This is a genomic window from uncultured Ruegeria sp., assembly GCF_947504215.1.
Lineage (GTDB): Bacteria > Pseudomonadota > Alphaproteobacteria > Rhodobacterales > Rhodobacteraceae > Ruegeria.
The window spans coordinates 786,709-803,329 of record NZ_CANNGO010000001.1 but is presented as its reverse complement, the minus strand read 5'-3'; the positions used below and the strand labels follow the sequence as shown (position 1 = coordinate 803,329).

Sequence of the window (16,621 nt, the reverse complement as noted above, 5' to 3'; positions counted from 1 at the left end):
TTTGTTGGGGATTTCCCAGCCGGCGCATCGAAAACCGGGGTCGCCCCACTTAGACTGAAAAGGCCAAAGCATGGACCGCGCTCAGATTGTTCATGAGAACTTCCTGTCTCGGGTTGCCAAGGGCGATCTGCCCAACGGCGCGCCGCCTCAGGCGGGTTTGAGCGCGACAGACGCGGTTTCGCTGCTCCGCTCGCAGGTGCTCAGCCGTGCGTTGGACCGTACCAGTCGCACGATGCAAAAGGCCGGGCAGGGGTTTTATACGATTGGGTCGTCGGGGCATGAAGGCATGGCGGCGGTTGCCCATGCTTTGCGTCCTACGGATATCGCGTTTTTGCATTATCGCGATGCGGCCTTTCAGATCGCACGGGCCGAACAGGTGCCCGGACAGCAGATCGCTTGGGATATGCTGCTCAGCTTTGCTTGTTCCAAGGAAGACCCGACATCCGGAGGTCGTCACAAGGTGTTGGGATCCAAGGCGCTATACATCCCGCCACAGACCTCGACCATCGCGAGCCACCTGCCAAAGGCAGTTGGTGCGGCCTATTCGCTGGGTGCAGCGCGGCGTCATGATCCCGAGCATCGGGAATTGCCCGAGGATGGAATTGCGATGTGTTCCTTTGGCGATGCTTCTGCCAACCACTCGACAGCGCAGGGCGCGATCAACACAGCTGGTTGGACCAGTGTGCAATCTACCCCTTTGCCTTTGCTCTTTGTGTGCGAAGACAATGGCATTGGCATTTCGGTCAAAACACCGAAGGGTTGGATTCAGGCGTCGATGGAGCATCGGCCGGGAATCAAGTATTTTCAGGCCAATGGTCTCGATCTCTACGAAACTTACGCGATTGCGCGGCAGGCTGCCGACTATGTGCGCACGCGCCGCAAACCTGCGTTCCTGCATCTGAAGACTGTGCGCCTTTATGGCCATGCCGGGGCAGACGTTCCGACTACTTACCTGCGAAAGTCCGAGGTTGAGGCGGATGAGGCCAATGATCCGCTTTTGCATTCCGTGCGCCTTCTGGATCAGGCAGCTGCCCTGTCCCCAGATCAGGCGCTGAAGATCTACGAACAAACCTGCGCCCGCACTGATCGCATAGCAGCCGAGGCCGCGACCCGCCCACACCTGACCACGGCGCAAGAGGTCATGGCCAGTCTTGTTCCGCCAAAACGCGATTGCACGCCCACCAACGGACCCAGCGCCGAGGCCCGCTCCAAGGCGTTTGGTGGGGATTTGCGTGTGATGGATGATCCCCAACCCATGAGCCGCCTGATCAACTGGGCGCTCACCGATCTGATGCTGGAACACGGCGAGATCGTCTGCATGGGCGAGGATGTTGGTCGCAAAGGCGGGGTCTACGGCGTAACGCAAAAGTTGCAGCAGCGGTTCGGGCCAGACCGGGTGGTCGACACGCTGCTGGACGAACAGTCTATCCTGGGCTTGGCAATCGGTATGGCGCATAACGGTTTCATTCCGATCCCCGAAATCCAGTTTCTGGCCTATTTGCACAATGCCGAAGATCAGATCCGGGGCGAAGCTGCGACCCTGCCGTTCTTTTCGAACGGGCAGTTTACCAACCCAATGGTTCTACGGATCGCCGGGTTGGGATACCAAAAGGGTTTTGGGGGCCATTTCCACAACGACAACTCACTGGCCGTCCTGCGCGATATTCCCGGCGTGATCATTGCCTGCCCCTCGACCGGATCAGACGCGGCGCAGATGTTGCGCGAATGTATTCGACTGGCCCGGGAAGAACAGCGGGTTGTGGTGTTTCTTGAACCCATCGCGCTCTACCCCATGCGGGATTTGCACCAGCCGCAGGATGGTGGCTGGATGACAACCTACCCATCACCCGATCAACGGGTCGCGTTGGGCGAGGTCGGGGTACACGGCGACGGCACAGATCTGGCCATCGTGACCTATGGCAATGGGCACTACCTGTCGCAACAGACGCTGCAACAGTTGCACGCCGCTGGACTAAACACTCGGATCATCGATATGCGTTGGTTGGCCCCGCTGCCGGTCGACGCGCTGAGGCAGGCGACGGAAGGCTGTAAACACGTTCTGATCGTTGATGAATGCCGCCAGACTGGCAGTCAATCCGAGGCTTTGATGACGTTTTTCTGTGAAGAAGATGCGCGCAATTCTGTCGCGCGCGTCGTGGCCGAAGACAGTTTCATCGCCACCGGCCCGGCCTATGCCGCGCCTCTGCCATCGAAAGACGATATCGTTTCGGCGGCGATCGCACTGACCAGAGCCAAGACATGACCCGCACTGCCGTTGTGATCTGCCCCGGTCGGGGCACCTATAACAAACCCGAACTGGGCTATCTGCACCGGCACCATGCCGAACGCTTGCCAATGTTCCAAAAGTTTGATGCCATTCGGGCTGAGGCCGGTCAAGAAGTGGTCACTGCATTGGACGGCGCCAAGCGCTTTACGGTTGGCAAGTACTCCCGTGGCGACGTGGCCTCGCCTTTGATCTACGCGGCTTCGCTTGCTGATGCGCAATCACTCGCCGACGATATCGAGGTTGTGGCGGTTACAGGTAATTCCATGGGTTGGTACATCGCGCTCGCCGCCGCTGGCGCATTGAGTGATGAGAACGGGTTTCGCGTCGTCAACACCATGGGGACCTTGATGCAGGAGCATCTGATCGGCGGCCAACTGGTCTATCCCTCTACGGATGACAGTTGGACCAATGACCCGGATCGAAAAACTGCCCTGATTGAAGATGTCGCACGTATCGATGCACTGGACCACCATGATCTGGCATTGTCGATTGATCTGGGTGGGATGCTGGTGATGGCAGGGAACGAGGCCGGATTGGCGGCCTTTGAAGCGTCCCAACCTTCGGTTCAGGAACGCTTTCCAATGCGTTTGCCGAACCACGCCGCGTTCCACACCCGACTGCAGGCACCCGTTGCAGCAGAAGGTCGGGCGCTGTTGGGCGCAGATCTGTTCGAACAACCAAAGCACCCCCTGATTGACGGGCGCGGCAAGATCTGGTGGCCGGGCGCAAGCGATACCGCGGCGTTGTGGGATTACACCCTGGGCCATCAGGTGACCGAGGCCTACGATTTCACCCGCGCTGTGCAAACGGCTGCGCGCGAGTTCGCGCCGGATTTGTTTATCGTGACCGGTCCAGGGGCAACGCTGAGTGGCGCGGTGGCGCAATCGCTGGTTCAGGCCGAGTGGCGGGGTATGGCGAATAAATCTGCCTTTCTCGCAGAACAAGAGGGGTCACCTGTTGTGATTGCCATGGGTCGCGACGATCAAAGGTCTCTTGCAACGGGATAGAAGTGGGCTAATGATCCGGGCGACAATGCACCGAGGTTCACAGTGAACACCACCGAACACGCGTTGTGGCGCGACACTTGCTGCGAAACATTGAAGACGGCGTCTTTGTCAGACGACCTGACGGTTGATCTGGCCGTCATTGGCGGCGGCTATACGGGTTGCTCGGCGGCGCTTACCGCAGCAAAAGCGGGGGCATCTGTCTGCCTGCTAGAGGCGCATGAAATTGGACATGGTGGATCGGGTCGCAATGTCGGGCTGGTGAATGCAGGGCTTTGGCTGCCCCCAGACGAAATTCGATCGCATCTGGGGCAAAACGTTGGGGATCGCTTGATCGATTTGCTGGCCAAAGCACCTTCGGATGTTTTTGCGTTGATCGATGCACATAAGATCGCGTGCGAACCTGTCCAAAACGGGACCCTGCATTGTGCGCATTCCGCGTCCGGCTTTCGCGACATTCAAACCCGGCACGCACAACTCAGCACTGCGGGCGCGCCGGTAGAGCTTTTGTCGGCCGAAGCTGCGCTTGCCCGAACTGGCAGCACAACGTTTCACGGTGCGCTGTTCGACCCGCGCGCCGGGACAATTCAGCCCCTGTCCTATGTGGTCGGTCTGGCCCGGGCCGCATCAGAAGCAGGAGCGCTTTTATTCACGCAAAGCCCGGTTCAGACCATTCAGTATCGGAATGAGTGCTGGGCTCTGACTATGCCCAGCGGCACGGTTCAGGCCAGATCGATCATTCAGGCCACAAACGCCTATCATCAGAGGCTAAAGGACACGGCACCCGCCTATGTGCCGGTCTACTACTTTCAATATGCCACTGCACCCCTGTCGCCCAACCTGCGCGCTACCATCCTGCCACAGGGCGAGGGATGTTGGGACACCGGTTTGATTATGACCTCATTCCGGTTAGATCAGGATGGGCGCATGATCATTGGGGGTATGGGTGATCTGGGCAACGCGGGGCGTGGGGCGCATTCTGCCTGGGCCAAACGGAAACTGGCTGTGCTTTATCCTCAATTGTCGGAGCAGCCTTTGGAGCAAGGGTGGCATGGGCGCATTGCCATGACGTCGGACCACCTTCCAAAGATCACCCAGATTGGACCAAATGCATTGTCGGTGCACGGGTTTTCCGGGCGCGGCATCGGACCCGGAACGGTGTTCGGGCGGCTGATGGCGGAAAGCTTGCTGAAAGATGATCCGTCATGCCTGCCCGTGCCTGTGGTTCCAGAACATCGCGAAAGCTGGACAGGTTTGCGCCGCGCCTATTTCGAAACAGGCGCGGCACTGACGCATTTTATCAAGGCGCGAACCTGATGGCTTAAACAGACCGGGTGATACCACCATCCACGCGGATGTTCTGCCCGGTGATGTAACCGCCACCTTCGGACGCAAGCATAGAAATGACCGAAGCGATCTCATCATAGCTGCGCCCATAGCGCCCCATGGGGATGCGCGACCGGAACTCTTCTTTCTCGGGCAAGCTATCGATGAAGCCGGGCAGCACGTTGTTCATCCGGATATTCTCGGCGGCATACTTGTCCGAAAACAGCTTGGTGAATGCGGCCAACCCGGCGCGAAACACGCCCGACGTCGGGAACACAGGGTCCGGTTCGAACGCCGCAAAGGTCGAGATGTTGATGATCGCGCCGCCACCCTGTGCCTTCATGATCGGCGTCACCAGACGGGTTGGGCGGACTGCATTCAGGAAGTAGACGTCCATGCCTTGATGCCAATCCTCATCCGTCAGCTCCAAAACGCCTGCGCGCGGCCCGTGACCTGCCGAGTTGACCAGCACGTCGACCCGTCCCCAATGCGCCATGGTCGTATCCACCAGCTTTTGCAGATCATCATTGGATTGGTTCGATCCTGTCACACCCACGCCGCCCAGCTCATGTGCAAGTGCCTCGCCTTTGCCCGAGGAAGACAGAATGCCCACTTTGAATCCGTCAGCTGCCAACCGCCGTGCAGCGTCTGCCCCCATTCCGCTGCCGCCTGCTGTAATCAGGGCCACTTTGTCTGTCATCATTTCGCTCCATTTCTTGTCTGGCTGCAGCATGGGCCTTGTGGACAGATTTGACCAATCAGTTCTTCTGCCCTAATGCTGTAGAAAATCTACAGTGTGGTACCATGCAAGCCCTTCCACCACTCAATGCCCTGCGCGCGTTCGAAGCTTCGGCCCGACATCTGAACTTTCGCCTTGCCGCAGAAGAGCTTGGCGTTACCCAAGGGGCGGTTGCACAACAGGTGCGCGGACTTGAAGCGCGGCTGGGCGAGCAGCTGTTCGACCGCCTGCCACGTGGGTTGAACTTGACCGAGGCCGGGCGGCGTTTTCACTCGCCCTTGCGTCGTGCCTTTCGATTGATCGAAGGCGCGGTTGATGAATTTTCACCCTATGGGCAGGTAACAATATCGGTTACGCCCAGCTTTGCGTCCAAGTGGTTGGTGCCGCGGCTGAATGATTTCACAGCACGGCACCCTGATATTCAGGTTCAGGTTGATGCGCGTGAGAAACTTGCCGATTTCAACAGGGATGGTGTTGATATTGCTGTCCGTCAAAGCCGCAAACCGTTGGGCAAAGAATTGCAAGCAGTGCCACTTTTTTCCACCGAGTTTATGGTCGTCTGTTCCCCAGAATTGGCGCAACGAGTGACAAATGCCTCCGATCTGACCCGGCAGGTGCTGCTCAGCGATTCTCACGGTCTCTGGCCGCTGTTTCTTGAACGTGCAGGGCTGCAGGGCAAACCACGGATGATGAATTTCAGTCAAACCAGCCTTGCGATTGATGCAGCTGTATCGGGTCAGGGTCTTGCGCTTGCAAATGCGGCCCTTGTGGCGTCCGAGATTGCGTTGGGACGGTTGGTCTGCCCGCTTGATCAAGTATTGGTCGATGACCTCAGTTTCTACGTCGTAACGCCTCAAAAGCCGCGCCAACCCGATTTGGTGGCCAAGATGCGAGATTGGTTGATCTCGCAAGTCTAAAGGGTTGCAATGATATCTTCGATCTGCGCGCGCAGCCACCGATGCGCCGGGTCGTTGGCCGAGCGCTGATGCCAGATCATGTAAATCGAAACCGGATCGCATTCAAACGGCAGCGGCGCAGCATCCAGCGACGCGAGCGGGCCTTTCTTCATCAGTGCGGTGTCGGTCGAAATCAGCGTGCTGTTTTTCACGAAGGACGGTATCGCATTGAAATGAGGCAGGGTGACAATTGGCGCTCGGATCTGGCTTTGATCCACACCGCGCATCACAGCACGTGCGTTACGCCCGTCCGGAAACTGAACTTCGACATGGTCGCATTGACAGTAAGACTGCCAGCTGTCCGGCGGCACCCGCTTGGCGCTATCGTAGAACACCATCAGCGGGCTGGTAAGCAATCGCTTTTGCAGGATGTCAGGTCCATCCGGCGGCAAGGGCGTCAGCATCAACTGGCAACGATCACTGCGCAGCAGATCGGGGTCCGGGACACCAGAAGGCATGAACTCCAGTCGCAACTGCATCCCTTGTGCACGGTTGACCCGCAGCAACTCGGGAAAGATCAGCTCTCGTGGCATATCATTGGTCGCGATTCTAATGGCAATCTCTTCTGCCAGCGGGTCAAAAGGGCGCTCTTGCGTCAGGGCCCGCATTCCGTCCAGAACGCTTTGAACTGGATCCTTTAACGACAGCGCACGCTCGGTCGGAGTTAATTCCTGACCCGACCGGACAAACAGTGGATCACCTAGAACCTGCCGGAGTTTTCCAAGCGTGTGGCTGATCGCGGATTGTGTCACTCCCAACCTGTCAGCCGCCTTGGAGACGGAACTTTCTTCGAGGATTGTCAGAAATGTGCGCAGGACTTTTCCGTCCAAGTCGGTGAAATCAGTTTTGTTCATATCGTCTATGATTATTCATGAATGGATTTGCTGTCCATGGCGGGGTAGGTGATCTTAAAGAACAGGAGGCGCACGATGGGGATCCGCTTTTACTCGGACAAAGACCGACCCGTGCATATGGGGTCCTACCCGCTGGAGCGGTTGGCGCGGCAAGACCAATTGCCCGACCTGTCCGGCGTTCAACCGATGCCGCTGCTCAGTTTTCATCGGCCCAATCAACCCGACAATATCGTCAACGCGATGGGTGAGTTTCAGGCCATGATGGACGCGATCCGGAATGGGTTGATCAATCCGTCTATGGCAGACATCCCGGTTGACCCGCAGGCGCGGGCCAATCATCTGAAAGCATTTGGGTATTTCAATGATGCTTCGATGATGGGGTGCGGTCCACTGCCACCCGCGGCTTTGCTGGATGAGCCTCGCCACAACCCGGATATCAACCGGCTGGCCCATGCCTTGCGCACGCGGCAAACCAAGACACTGGCGTCAGGCATCGACGTCATAATGGCCGACCTGAAGGACAGCATGGAGGCGACGCCGGGGCCGATCGATAGCCACCGTCATGCCATCGTCTTTTTGTACGAGCACAACCGCGACCCGGAACCGGACGAACCAGGCGCGGATTGGATCATGGACGCGCAGGATCATCGCAGCTGTTTGTTGGCCACTGAAAATGCGGTTGTGATCGCCAATTACATCCGCTTGCTGGGTTTTGATGCGCGGGCACATACCGCCATGTCTGCTGAGGTCGATCTGGGAAAGCTTGCGGTGGCGGCCGGGTTGGCCTCGGTCGAAGATGGTGAGGTTGTTGTGCCTTGGTTGGGGAAACGGTTCGGTCTGGCCGCAGTCACCACCGAGATGGAGATCGCGCATGACCAGCCCCTGCAGCCGATGTCGCAGCAGCCGTGGTTTCGCACGCAAGGACCGGCCTGGTGGCTGGGCGCCGGGTTTGCCAAGAACGCATTGAACCGAGACGCATATGCCAAGCGGCGCTATGCCGATGGCGCGCATCCCTTCGAAAAGCTTAAGCGTGTGGACGATCCGACCACCTATATCGACGAACAGAATGTTGCCCGTGTCCCCAAGCGGGCCGACATGTTCGCCCGCGCGCAGTTCGGCGATATGGGCAAACCTCTGCAGGATGCGGCCAAAGGCGGTCATTATGTCCGGAAATCCGCGCCCAGTTTTGCGCAACGCCGCGCTTTGGGGGCGTTTGTCTTGTTGCAGGATGGCGACAGCGCCGAGGGTCAAAAACCCACCGACGCTGAACACAACGCTGCGAATATCAAAGCGGCAAGCTATTTTCTGGGTGTCGATGCCGTGGGTCTTAGCCGCTGCCCGGAATGGACCTGGTATTCCCATGACGCCACTGGGGAAGAAATCGTTCCGCCCCATGACCAGGCCGTCAGCATGATCATCGATCAGGGCTATGAGACGATGGAAGGCGCCAGCGGGGATGACTGGATCAGCGTCGCGCAATCCATGCGCGCGTATCTGAGGTTTTCTCTGTTGGGCGGCGTGATCGCACAGCAGATCCGGAACCTCGGCTACAAAGCCAAGGCGCATACGGTGATGGATGGCGAGGTCTTGCAGCCTCCGTTGTTGCTGTTGTCCGGGTTGGGTGAGGTCAGCCGGATCGGTGAGGTTATTCTCAACCCTTATCTGGGGCCGCGCCTGAAATCAGGTGTAGTGACGACCGACATGCCGATTGGGCATGACAAACCCATCGATTTTGGTCTGCAGACCTTCTGCGAAAGCTGCAATAAATGCGCGCGGGAATGCCCTTCTGGGGCGATCACGGCCGGTCCGAAGCTGATGTTCAACGGCTATGAAATCTGGAAGTCCGACAGCCAGAAATGCGCCACCTATCGGATCACCACGCCCGGAGGATCAATGTGCGGGCGGTGCATGAAAACCTGCCCGTGGAATCTGGAAGGTATCTTCAAGGAACGCCCGTTCCGGTGGGCCGCGATGAATATCCCCCAAGCCGCGCCGGCCTTGGCTAAACTGGACGATGCCGTGGGAAATGGTGGCTTGAACGACACCAAGAAGTGGTGGTGGGATATCGAGTTGCAGTCGGACGGGGCCTATCGTCCCTCGGTTCACCCTTTGAATCGGCGCGATCTGCAAAGAGACCTGGACCTGAAATACGAGGACCAGACGCTTGCTGTGTATCCGGCCTATCTGGCCCCGCACCCGTGGCCCTATCCATTCGCGATGGACCGCGAGGCCGGGATTGCCGCCTATGAGGCGATGGTTTCTGCCGATGACTACAAGGCCCGCAAGGCCGCAGGTGATATGTCTGTTGTACACCGCTATCAGATTTCCGGGGATGCCCCGGTGATGCGGGTCAAGCTGTCAAAAGTTGACAAGATGACGGCAGATGTTTCGAAGTACGAGTTCTCAACCATGGACGGTACACCGCTGCCTGAATGGAGTGCCGGGGCGCATCTGGATGTGCTCGTAGCGCCCGAATTTCTGCGCCAGTACTCCATGTCCGGGGATCCGTCGGAGCGGATGTCCTACCAGATCGGTGTGCTGCGCGAGGATGAAGGGCGTGGTGGATCGGCCCTGCTGCACCGGATTTTTAGCGAAGGCCGCAAGGTCTTCATCTCAAAACCCATCAATCATTTTGAGCTTGAGGAAGCGGCGACCAAGACCTTTCTGATGGGCGGCGGGATCGGCATCACACCGATGATTGCTTTTGCCCACCGCTTGCACACGCTGGGCAAGGATTTTGAGCTGCACTATTCTGCGAGCACCCGTTCTGCGGCAGCGTATCTGCAAGATCTGGCGATGGCCCGGTGGGCAGATCGTGTACACTATCACTTCTCTGATGAAGGAACCCGCGCCGATCTGCGGGCGATTTTGGTGGGCTACCAGGACGGGTGGCACGTCTATACCTGCGGTCCAGATCGCTACATGGACGGCGTGATTCAGGCAGCCGAGGCACAGGGATTTCCGGAAGAGGCGCGGCATCTGGAGTATTTCTCGGTTCCCGAACAACCGGGATACGAAAATCACCCGTTTACCCTGAGGCTGACCAACTCGGGCCGGGAAGTGTCGGTGCCCGCTGACAAAGATGCGGCCCAGGTGCTGAATGAGGCTGGCATTCACATAGATGTAAAATGCTCGGATGGGATTTGCGGTGTCTGTAAATGTGGCGTGATTTCGGGCGCGGTTGATCACCGCGATTTCGTTCTGTCCAAAAAGCAACGCGAAGGCGCGATGATCTTGTGCCAGAGTCGCGCTGCGGAACCGGATGGAATTGTGGAAATCGATCTTTAGCCGTAGTCAGGAAACGACATTCATCGATAAAAAAATAGGTCGCCCCAGCCATGGACGCGGCAAGGTTGCTGCACTAACGTCCCCTGCGAACCCCAGTGAATCCTGATCAACAGGTGCGAGGTATTTTCATGGATTATCACAGCCCTGCCAGCTTTGCCGAAGCCTCGGCTCTGGCCGCAAATGCGACGGGCATCACACGGTTTCTGGCTGGCGGCACCGATGTTTTGGTGCAACTGCGCTCGGAATTGGTGGCGCCTGATACGCTGATCGACATTAAGAAAATCAACGGTGTACACGACATTACCCGCAATGCTGATGGCAGCTGGACGTTGGGCGTCGCTGCCACCGGCGCCGAGATGAGCGAGCATGCCGAACTTGGCAAAGACTGGCCAGGCGTGGTCGAGGCGATGGATCTGATCGGCTCGACCCAGGTGCAGGGGCGGGCGACGCTGACGGGCAATCTGTGCAACGGGTCTCCGGCGGCCGATTCCGTACCGGCGATGGTCGCGGCGGGTGTCACTGTTACGGTGACCGGACCCGATGGAGATCGCGTCGTTCCGGTCGCTGATATTCCGACCGGGCCTGGCAAGACCTCGCTTACCAAGGGAGAGGTGGTTTCTGCTGTGCATATTCCTGCTCGTGGCGACAATGGCGGTGACGCGTATCTGCGGTTCATTCCGCGCACGGAAATGGACATTGCCGTTGTCGGTGTGGGTGTGAACCTGCGTCTGGACGGCGATACCATCACCGAGGCGCGCGTATCATTGGGCGCCGTCGCACCGACTATTTTGCTGGTCGAGGATTGCGCCAAGGCTATCATCGGCACGACACTGGATGAAGATGCTTTGGACGCGCTGGCCACGGCCGCGTCTGCCGCCTGTAACCCGATCGATGACAAGCGCGGCACAATCGCATTCCGTACCGAAGTTGCCGGCGTTCTGGCCAAGCGCGCTGCAAAAATCGCTTATGCCCGCGCAAAGGGAGAAAACGTATGAGCAAGTTTCACGTATCCACCACCGTGAACGGAGACACGGTAGAATACCTCTGCGATCCGCGCGAGACTCTGCTGGATTGTCTGCGCGACAAATTGAACCTGACCGGCGCCAAAGAAGGCTGTGGAACCGGCGATTGCGGAGCGTGTTCGGTCACCGTTGACGGTCGTCTGGTGTGTTCCTGCCTGATGCTGGGCGTTGAAGCAGACGGCAAACAGGTTGAAACCGTTGAAGGCATAGCCGAAGGTGACATTCTGCATCCGCTACAGAAGAAGTTCATCGAATATGCTGCCCTGCAATGCGGCATCTGCACTCCGGGCATTCTGGTTGCTGCCAAGTCGCTGCTGGAAAAGAACCCCAATCCCACCGAGGAAGAGACGCGGTATTGGCTGGCAGGAAACCTTTGTCGCTGTACCGGATATGACAAGATCATTCGCGCCGTAATGGATACGGCGGCTGACCTGCGGGAGGCTTCGTAATGGCACTCGACGATCGCAAATCAGAATTCAGCTTTGTGGGCACGCGACCGGATCGTCCGGACGGGTTGGATAAGGTTACGGGCCGAGCCAAGTTTGGTGCCGACACTTCCGCACCGGGCATGCTGCATGGCGCGATCTTGCGCTCGCCCCACGCCCACGCGCGGATCATCAAAATCGATACGTCCAAAGCTGACGCGCATAAGGATGTCAAAGCCGTTGTAACGCGTGCGGATTTTGCCGATGTGCCATTCAAGCCAGGTCTGGAAGGCGAATTCTGGAACGTCCTTGAAAATGTCATGGCAGGCGATAAGGCGCTGTATGACGGCCATGCGGTGGCGGCTGTGGCGGCTACCTCGGCACTTGCGGCGCGCGATGCGCTGAAGTTGATCGAGGTTGAATACGAAGTGCTGCCACATGTCACTGATGTCGATAAAGCGATGGCACCGGACGCACCGGTGATCCGCGAAGGTGCTGCGGATTATTCCGTGCCGGAAGGGATGCACCCGAACGTCGTACGCTATCACGAAAGTGGCCATGGAGACATCGAAGCTGGCTTTGCCGAGGCTGATCTGGTCATCGAAGATAGCTTTGTCACCGAAGCGACCCATCAGGGCTATATCGAACCGCATGCCTGCCTGGGCATGCTGGGCAATGACGGCAAGGGTGAGCTTTGGTGCACTACGCAAGGCCATTGGATCGCGCAAAAAACCTGTGCAGCATTGCTGGGGATCGAAACCTCGCAATTGCGCGTGACAGCGTCCGAAATTGGCGGCGGTTTTGGTGGCAAGACCACCGTCTTTATTGAACCGGTCGCACTGGCGCTGAGTCGCAAGGCCAACCGCCCGGTCAAAGTGGTGATGACTCGGTCCGAGGTGTTCCGTGCAACTGGCCCGACCTCATCGGCGTCGATGGACATCAAGATCGGGATGAAGAAAGACGGCACCATTACCGGTGCGCAGGGCATCTTCCGTCTGCAAGGCGGGGCGTTCCCCGGTGCGCCGGGGGACATGACCGCAATGTGCGGTTTTGCGCCCTACAACCTGACCAATGTGCATCAAGTTGGGTATGACGTGATGGCCAACCGTCCGAAACAGGCCGCCTATCGTGCGCCGGGCGCGCCGATGGGGGCCTTTGCCGTCGAATCCGTCATTGACGAGTTGTGCAATCAACTGAGCCTTGATCCAATCGATGTACGCCTGAAAAACGCGGCTTATGAAGGCACCAAAGCCAGCTATGGCCCACGCTACGAACGCATCGGTCTGGTCGAAACGCTGGAGGCCGCCAAGGCGCACCCGCATTACGCGGCCCCGTTGAAACCGGGGCAGGGGCGCGGGGTCTCCTGCGGTTTCTGGTTCAATCATGGCGGAGAGACGTCGGTGTCGCTTGCCTTGTCCGAAGACGGCTCAGCCCAGTTGATGGTGGGTACGCCCGACATCGGCGGCTCGCGCGCGTCGATGGCGCTGATGGCGGCCGAGGTTCTGGGCATTCCCTATGAAAACATCCGGGTGACCATCGCGGACACTGCCACACTTGGTTACAACGACGTGTCACATGGATCTCGCGTCACCTATGCCAGCGGTCTTGCGACGATCAAAGCGGCGCATCATGCGGTCGACAAGCTGTGCGAACGGGCGGCGGCCAAATGGGGCATCCCGGTTGATGCGGTGAAATGGGAAAATGGTTGCGCAGTGCCTTCCGGTCCAAACGCGGGCGATTTTGACCCGATGCCTTTGGCGGACATCACGGCGGATATGGGGTCAACCGGTGGCCCTATATCTGGCCATTTCGAAGCGACGCCCGAAGGCGCAGGCGTTTCCTTTGGCACCCATATTGTAGACGCAGAGGTGGATCCGGAAACCGGCAAAACCTCAATCACGCGGTACACTGTCATTCAGGACGCTGGCAAAGCGATCCATCCAACTTACGTGGAAGGCCAGTATCAAGGGGGTGCCGCGCAGGGTATCGGCTGGGCCCTGAACGAGGAATACATTTACGGCGACGATGGCCGTCTGCAGAACTCGATCTTCCTTGACTACCGTATCCCTGTGGCCAGTGACCTGCCAATGATCGACACGGTGATTGTCGAAGTGCCCAACCCCGGCCACCCGTTTGGTGTGCGCGGCGTTGGCGAAACCGGCATCGTGCCACCTCTGGCCGCCATCGCAAATGCGGTGTCCAACGCGGCAGGTGTTAGAATGCGCCAACTGCCAATGTCACCGCCCCGTATTCTGGCGGCGCTTAAGGACAATGGTTGAGGTTCACCTTTGGTCCGGCCTCCGGTCTCTGACCGGGGGTCTGGAAGTGGTTGAGGTCAAGGCAGCGACCACAGGCGAATTGTTGCGCGAACTTGTTCGGGTCCATCCGCAATTGCAGGGCCCGATTGATGCCGGAGTGTCTGTTGCAATCGACGGCCGTGTCATTGCCAGCGGTCTGACCGAACCCATTCCCGAGGGCAGCGAAGTTTACCTGATGCAGCGCCTCAGGGGTGGTTAGGGCTGGGGTGACCAGGGCTCTCGCCCGACCATCCGGTCAGCTTCGGCGGTGATGTCATTCATGTGTTGTTCCAGATCAAGCCTCAGGGCTTCAATCTGTTCTTCACTGGCTTTGCGCGGCACAGTTTCCTTCCATTCCCGGCACAGAAACACACCATCATTACGCCACACGCGAGGCATCAAAAGACGGTCCCATGTCCCGGCTTCTCGTCCATGTCGGGCAGAATAGGTAATGCCGAACACACGTTTTCCGGATGCGCGAGCCCAGATCAGCGGCACAGTCGACAGAACACGCTCTGGTCCGCGTGGGCCGTCAGCGGCAATTCCAATGGAAATCCCCTGTTTCATCTTGCCCAGAACCTCTCGCGACAGCGCGACGTGACGCTTGTGGCTTGACATGGCAATTGTGTCCATCCCGAACAATTGCTGCACCCGCCCCACCATGCTGCCTGCCCGCGCCGATGAGGTGATCGAACAGATGCGCCCTTTGTCTAGTGGAAAAAAGTATGGCGATTGCGCCAGTCGCTGATGCCACAGCACCACGATGACGGGTTCCCCTTGTTCGGCCAATTGATCCAGTTCTTCGTACCCGATGCGCTGCCAACGCGTGTTGCGATGCACCAACCGAATGTAGCTGGCAATCCGCCGTGCGACCCAGTTCAGAACGGCTTCGCTGTCTGCAATTTCTTTGCGGATATTCACGCGGGGTTCCTTTTCCTGACCGGATCTTGTCTTACCCAACTGCACGTCATGCGCAACTTGTTTGTCCGATCGCGAAGTGTATCCGAATCTGAAAAAGCCTCTTGAGTCCGCCGCGCGGCTGTCATATCTGGGGCGCACGATAGGGGTATAGCTCAGTTGGTAGAGCGACGGTCTCCAAAACCGTAGGTCGCGGGTTCGAACCCTGCTGCCCCTGCCATTCTCAATAGTTTTTTGGCATCTATGCGGCAACCTCGCCGTTGATCGTGTAAATCCAGAGCGTCAATCTCGGTTTCCTCTGTCCGGCGAATGGCTTATGGTCGCCGCAATTTAGATGCACCTGAGTGAGGATACATGTCGCGTTTCGATGGCTACTTCCTGCGACAACTGCTTGTCCTGTTCGGCTTTTTCACTTTGGTTCTGGTCGGAGTATTCTGGATTACTAGATCAGTTAGCCTGTTTGACAGGGTGATCAGCGGTGGGCAGTCGGCGATGGTGTTTCTCGAATTCACGGCCCTGACCCTGCCCACGCTAATCAGGACAGTCATGCCTATGGCTGTGTTTGCAGCCGCCGTTTACGCCACCAACCGTCTGAGTCGGGAAAGCGAGTTGACGGTGATGTTGGCCACCGGATCCAGCCCGTGGCGTCTGGCACGGGCAGTTTTTCTGTTTGGCTTGACGACTGGCTTGATGATGGCGGTTATCAGCGTCTTTCTGCGCCCAGCCTCGGTCGAGCAGCTGGAAGTGCGGCAAGCCGAAGTGGCTGGGGATGTAACCGCACAGTTGTTGAACGAAGGTGAGTTTTTGCACCCTGCCGAGGGTGTAACGGTTTATATCGGTCGGATCGATCTTGATGGAACCCTGCACGAGGTGTTCGTGTCGGATCGGCGCGATGCCGAAGATGCCGTTAGTTATTCCAGCGCAACGGCCTATCTGGTCAATAGCGACATGGGCATTCATCTGGTGATGGTCGACGGCGTCGCCCTGCGTCTTGATAAGCAGGGAAGAACTCTTTCCTCCACCCTGTTTGAGGACGCGTCATATGACATATCAGAACTGACCAGCACCGGAGCAATGGCCCGGCGCAGCCTCGAAGCCATCCCAACCATCGAGTTGATACAGGATCGCGAAACCATCGCCGCAATTGAGGAATTCTCTCTCGGACAATTGGTCGAAGAATTGCATCAGCGGTTTTCATGGATCGCCATTTGCATTGCCGTGTCGTTGGCCGGGTACTCGACCCTGATGTTGGGCAGCTTTTCGCGGTTCGGACTATGGCCTCAGATCCTTGGCGCTTTTACCATTCTGGTCTTGTTGGAAGGGGTTCGAGGATTTGTATCACCGGTGGTGATCGATGACCCAAGGCTGTGGGGGTTGCTATACCTGCCTGCCGTTATGGGTGTTTTTATATCCTGTGTGTTTTTGATTTTCGCAGGCCGACCGCTGTTTCGAAAACGCGATCCGGTCGGAAGGGCCGAACCCTCGCCTGCCTGACCCAACAGGCT

Annotated in this window: 13 protein-coding genes and 1 tRNA gene; 11 read left to right on the top strand and 3 right to left on the bottom strand. The window is 58.1% G+C overall.

Annotated features, from left to right (window positions below):
* The first annotated feature begins 70 nt into the window (after window positions 1–70).
* Genes Q1B21_RS03945 through Q1B21_RS03935 form a run of 3 tightly spaced genes read left to right on the top strand, consistent with a single transcriptional unit; the run spans window position 71 to window position 4,608 of the window.
* Entirely contained in the window at window positions 71–2,263 is a 2,193-nt protein-coding gene (locus Q1B21_RS03945; RefSeq protein ID WP_299886122.1) for a thiamine pyrophosphate-dependent enzyme, read from the top strand.
* Window positions 2,260–3,294 (top strand): ACP S-malonyltransferase, encoded by a 1,035-nt coding sequence (locus tag Q1B21_RS03940; RefSeq protein WP_299886119.1) that lies wholly within the window; start codon window positions 2,260–2,262, stop codon window positions 3,292–3,294. Before Q1B21_RS03945 ends, Q1B21_RS03940 begins: the two co-directional genes overlap by 4 nt.
* A 42-nt stretch (window positions 3,295–3,336) precedes the next feature.
* Window positions 3,337–4,608: an FAD-binding oxidoreductase gene (locus tag Q1B21_RS03935; protein WP_299886116.1), complete on the top strand. Its 1,272-nt coding sequence runs from the start codon at window positions 3,337–3,339 to the stop codon at window positions 4,606–4,608.
* A gap of 4 nt (window positions 4,609–4,612) precedes the next feature.
* Here Q1B21_RS03935 and Q1B21_RS03930 read toward each other — a convergent pair whose 3' ends face one another.
* Window positions 4,613–5,320 (bottom strand): SDR family oxidoreductase, encoded by a 708-nt coding sequence (locus Q1B21_RS03930; protein ID WP_298934059.1) that lies wholly within the window; start codon window positions 5,318–5,320, stop codon window positions 4,613–4,615.
* A 101-nt stretch (window positions 5,321–5,421) separates the two neighbouring features.
* Here Q1B21_RS03930 and Q1B21_RS03925 point away from each other — a divergent pair, with 101 nt between their 5' ends.
* Entirely contained in the window at window positions 5,422–6,273 is an 852-nt protein-coding gene (locus Q1B21_RS03925; RefSeq protein WP_299886111.1) for a LysR substrate-binding domain-containing protein, read from the top strand.
* On the opposite strand, the gene Q1B21_RS03920 is transcribed toward Q1B21_RS03925, so the two are convergent.
* Window positions 6,270–7,166, bottom strand: a complete 897-nt coding sequence (locus tag Q1B21_RS03920) for a LysR family transcriptional regulator (protein WP_299886108.1) — start codon at window positions 7,164–7,166, stop codon at window positions 6,270–6,272. The genes Q1B21_RS03925 and Q1B21_RS03920 overlap by 4 nt on opposite strands.
* Before the next feature lie 75 nt (window positions 7,167–7,241).
* Between Q1B21_RS03920 and Q1B21_RS03915 the strand changes: the two genes are divergently transcribed.
* The 5 genes from Q1B21_RS03915 to Q1B21_RS03895 all read left to right on the top strand — a co-directional run bounded on the left by Q1B21_RS03915 (window position 7,242) and on the right by Q1B21_RS03895 (window position 14,418).
* Window positions 7,242–10,454, top strand: a complete 3,213-nt coding sequence (locus Q1B21_RS03915; RefSeq protein WP_299886105.1) for a reductive dehalogenase — start codon at window positions 7,242–7,244, stop codon at window positions 10,452–10,454.
* Between the two features lie 128 nt (window positions 10,455–10,582).
* Complete coding sequence (locus tag Q1B21_RS03910; protein ID WP_299886102.1) at window positions 10,583–11,449, top strand: xanthine dehydrogenase family protein subunit M; 867 nt, start codon at window positions 10,583–10,585, stop codon at window positions 11,447–11,449.
* Entirely contained in the window at window positions 11,446–11,925 is a 480-nt protein-coding gene (locus Q1B21_RS03905) for a (2Fe-2S)-binding protein (RefSeq protein WP_298933527.1), read from the top strand. Before Q1B21_RS03910 ends, Q1B21_RS03905 begins: the two co-directional genes overlap by 4 nt.
* Window positions 11,925–14,180: a xanthine dehydrogenase family protein molybdopterin-binding subunit gene (locus tag Q1B21_RS03900; protein ID WP_299886098.1), complete on the top strand. Its 2,256-nt coding sequence runs from the start codon at window positions 11,925–11,927 to the stop codon at window positions 14,178–14,180. The genes Q1B21_RS03905 and Q1B21_RS03900 overlap by 1 nt, the downstream gene beginning before the upstream one ends.
* Window positions 14,173–14,418, top strand: a complete 246-nt coding sequence (locus tag Q1B21_RS03895; protein ID WP_120631929.1) for a MoaD/ThiS family protein — start codon at window positions 14,173–14,175, stop codon at window positions 14,416–14,418. Before Q1B21_RS03900 ends, Q1B21_RS03895 begins: the two co-directional genes overlap by 8 nt.
* Here the strand turns inward: Q1B21_RS03895 and Q1B21_RS03890 are convergent.
* A complete protein-coding gene (locus Q1B21_RS03890) occupies window positions 14,415–15,119 on the bottom strand; it encodes a DUF374 domain-containing protein (RefSeq protein WP_299886095.1) in 705 nt (234 codons plus the stop codon). The two genes, Q1B21_RS03895 and Q1B21_RS03890, sit on opposite strands and share 4 nt — an antisense overlap.
* Window positions 15,120–15,260: 141 nt before the next feature.
* Between Q1B21_RS03890 and Q1B21_RS03885 the strand changes: the two genes are divergently transcribed.
* Window positions 15,261–15,336 (top strand) — tRNA-Trp (locus Q1B21_RS03885).
* 134 nt (window positions 15,337–15,470) lie between these two features.
* Window positions 15,471–16,610 carry an LPS export ABC transporter permease LptF gene (lptF, locus tag Q1B21_RS03880; protein WP_299886092.1) on the top strand — a complete coding sequence of 380 codons (1,140 nt, stop codon included), beginning with the start codon at window positions 15,471–15,473 and terminating at the stop codon, window positions 16,608–16,610.
* The last annotated feature ends 11 nt before the right edge of the window (window positions 16,611–16,621 follow it).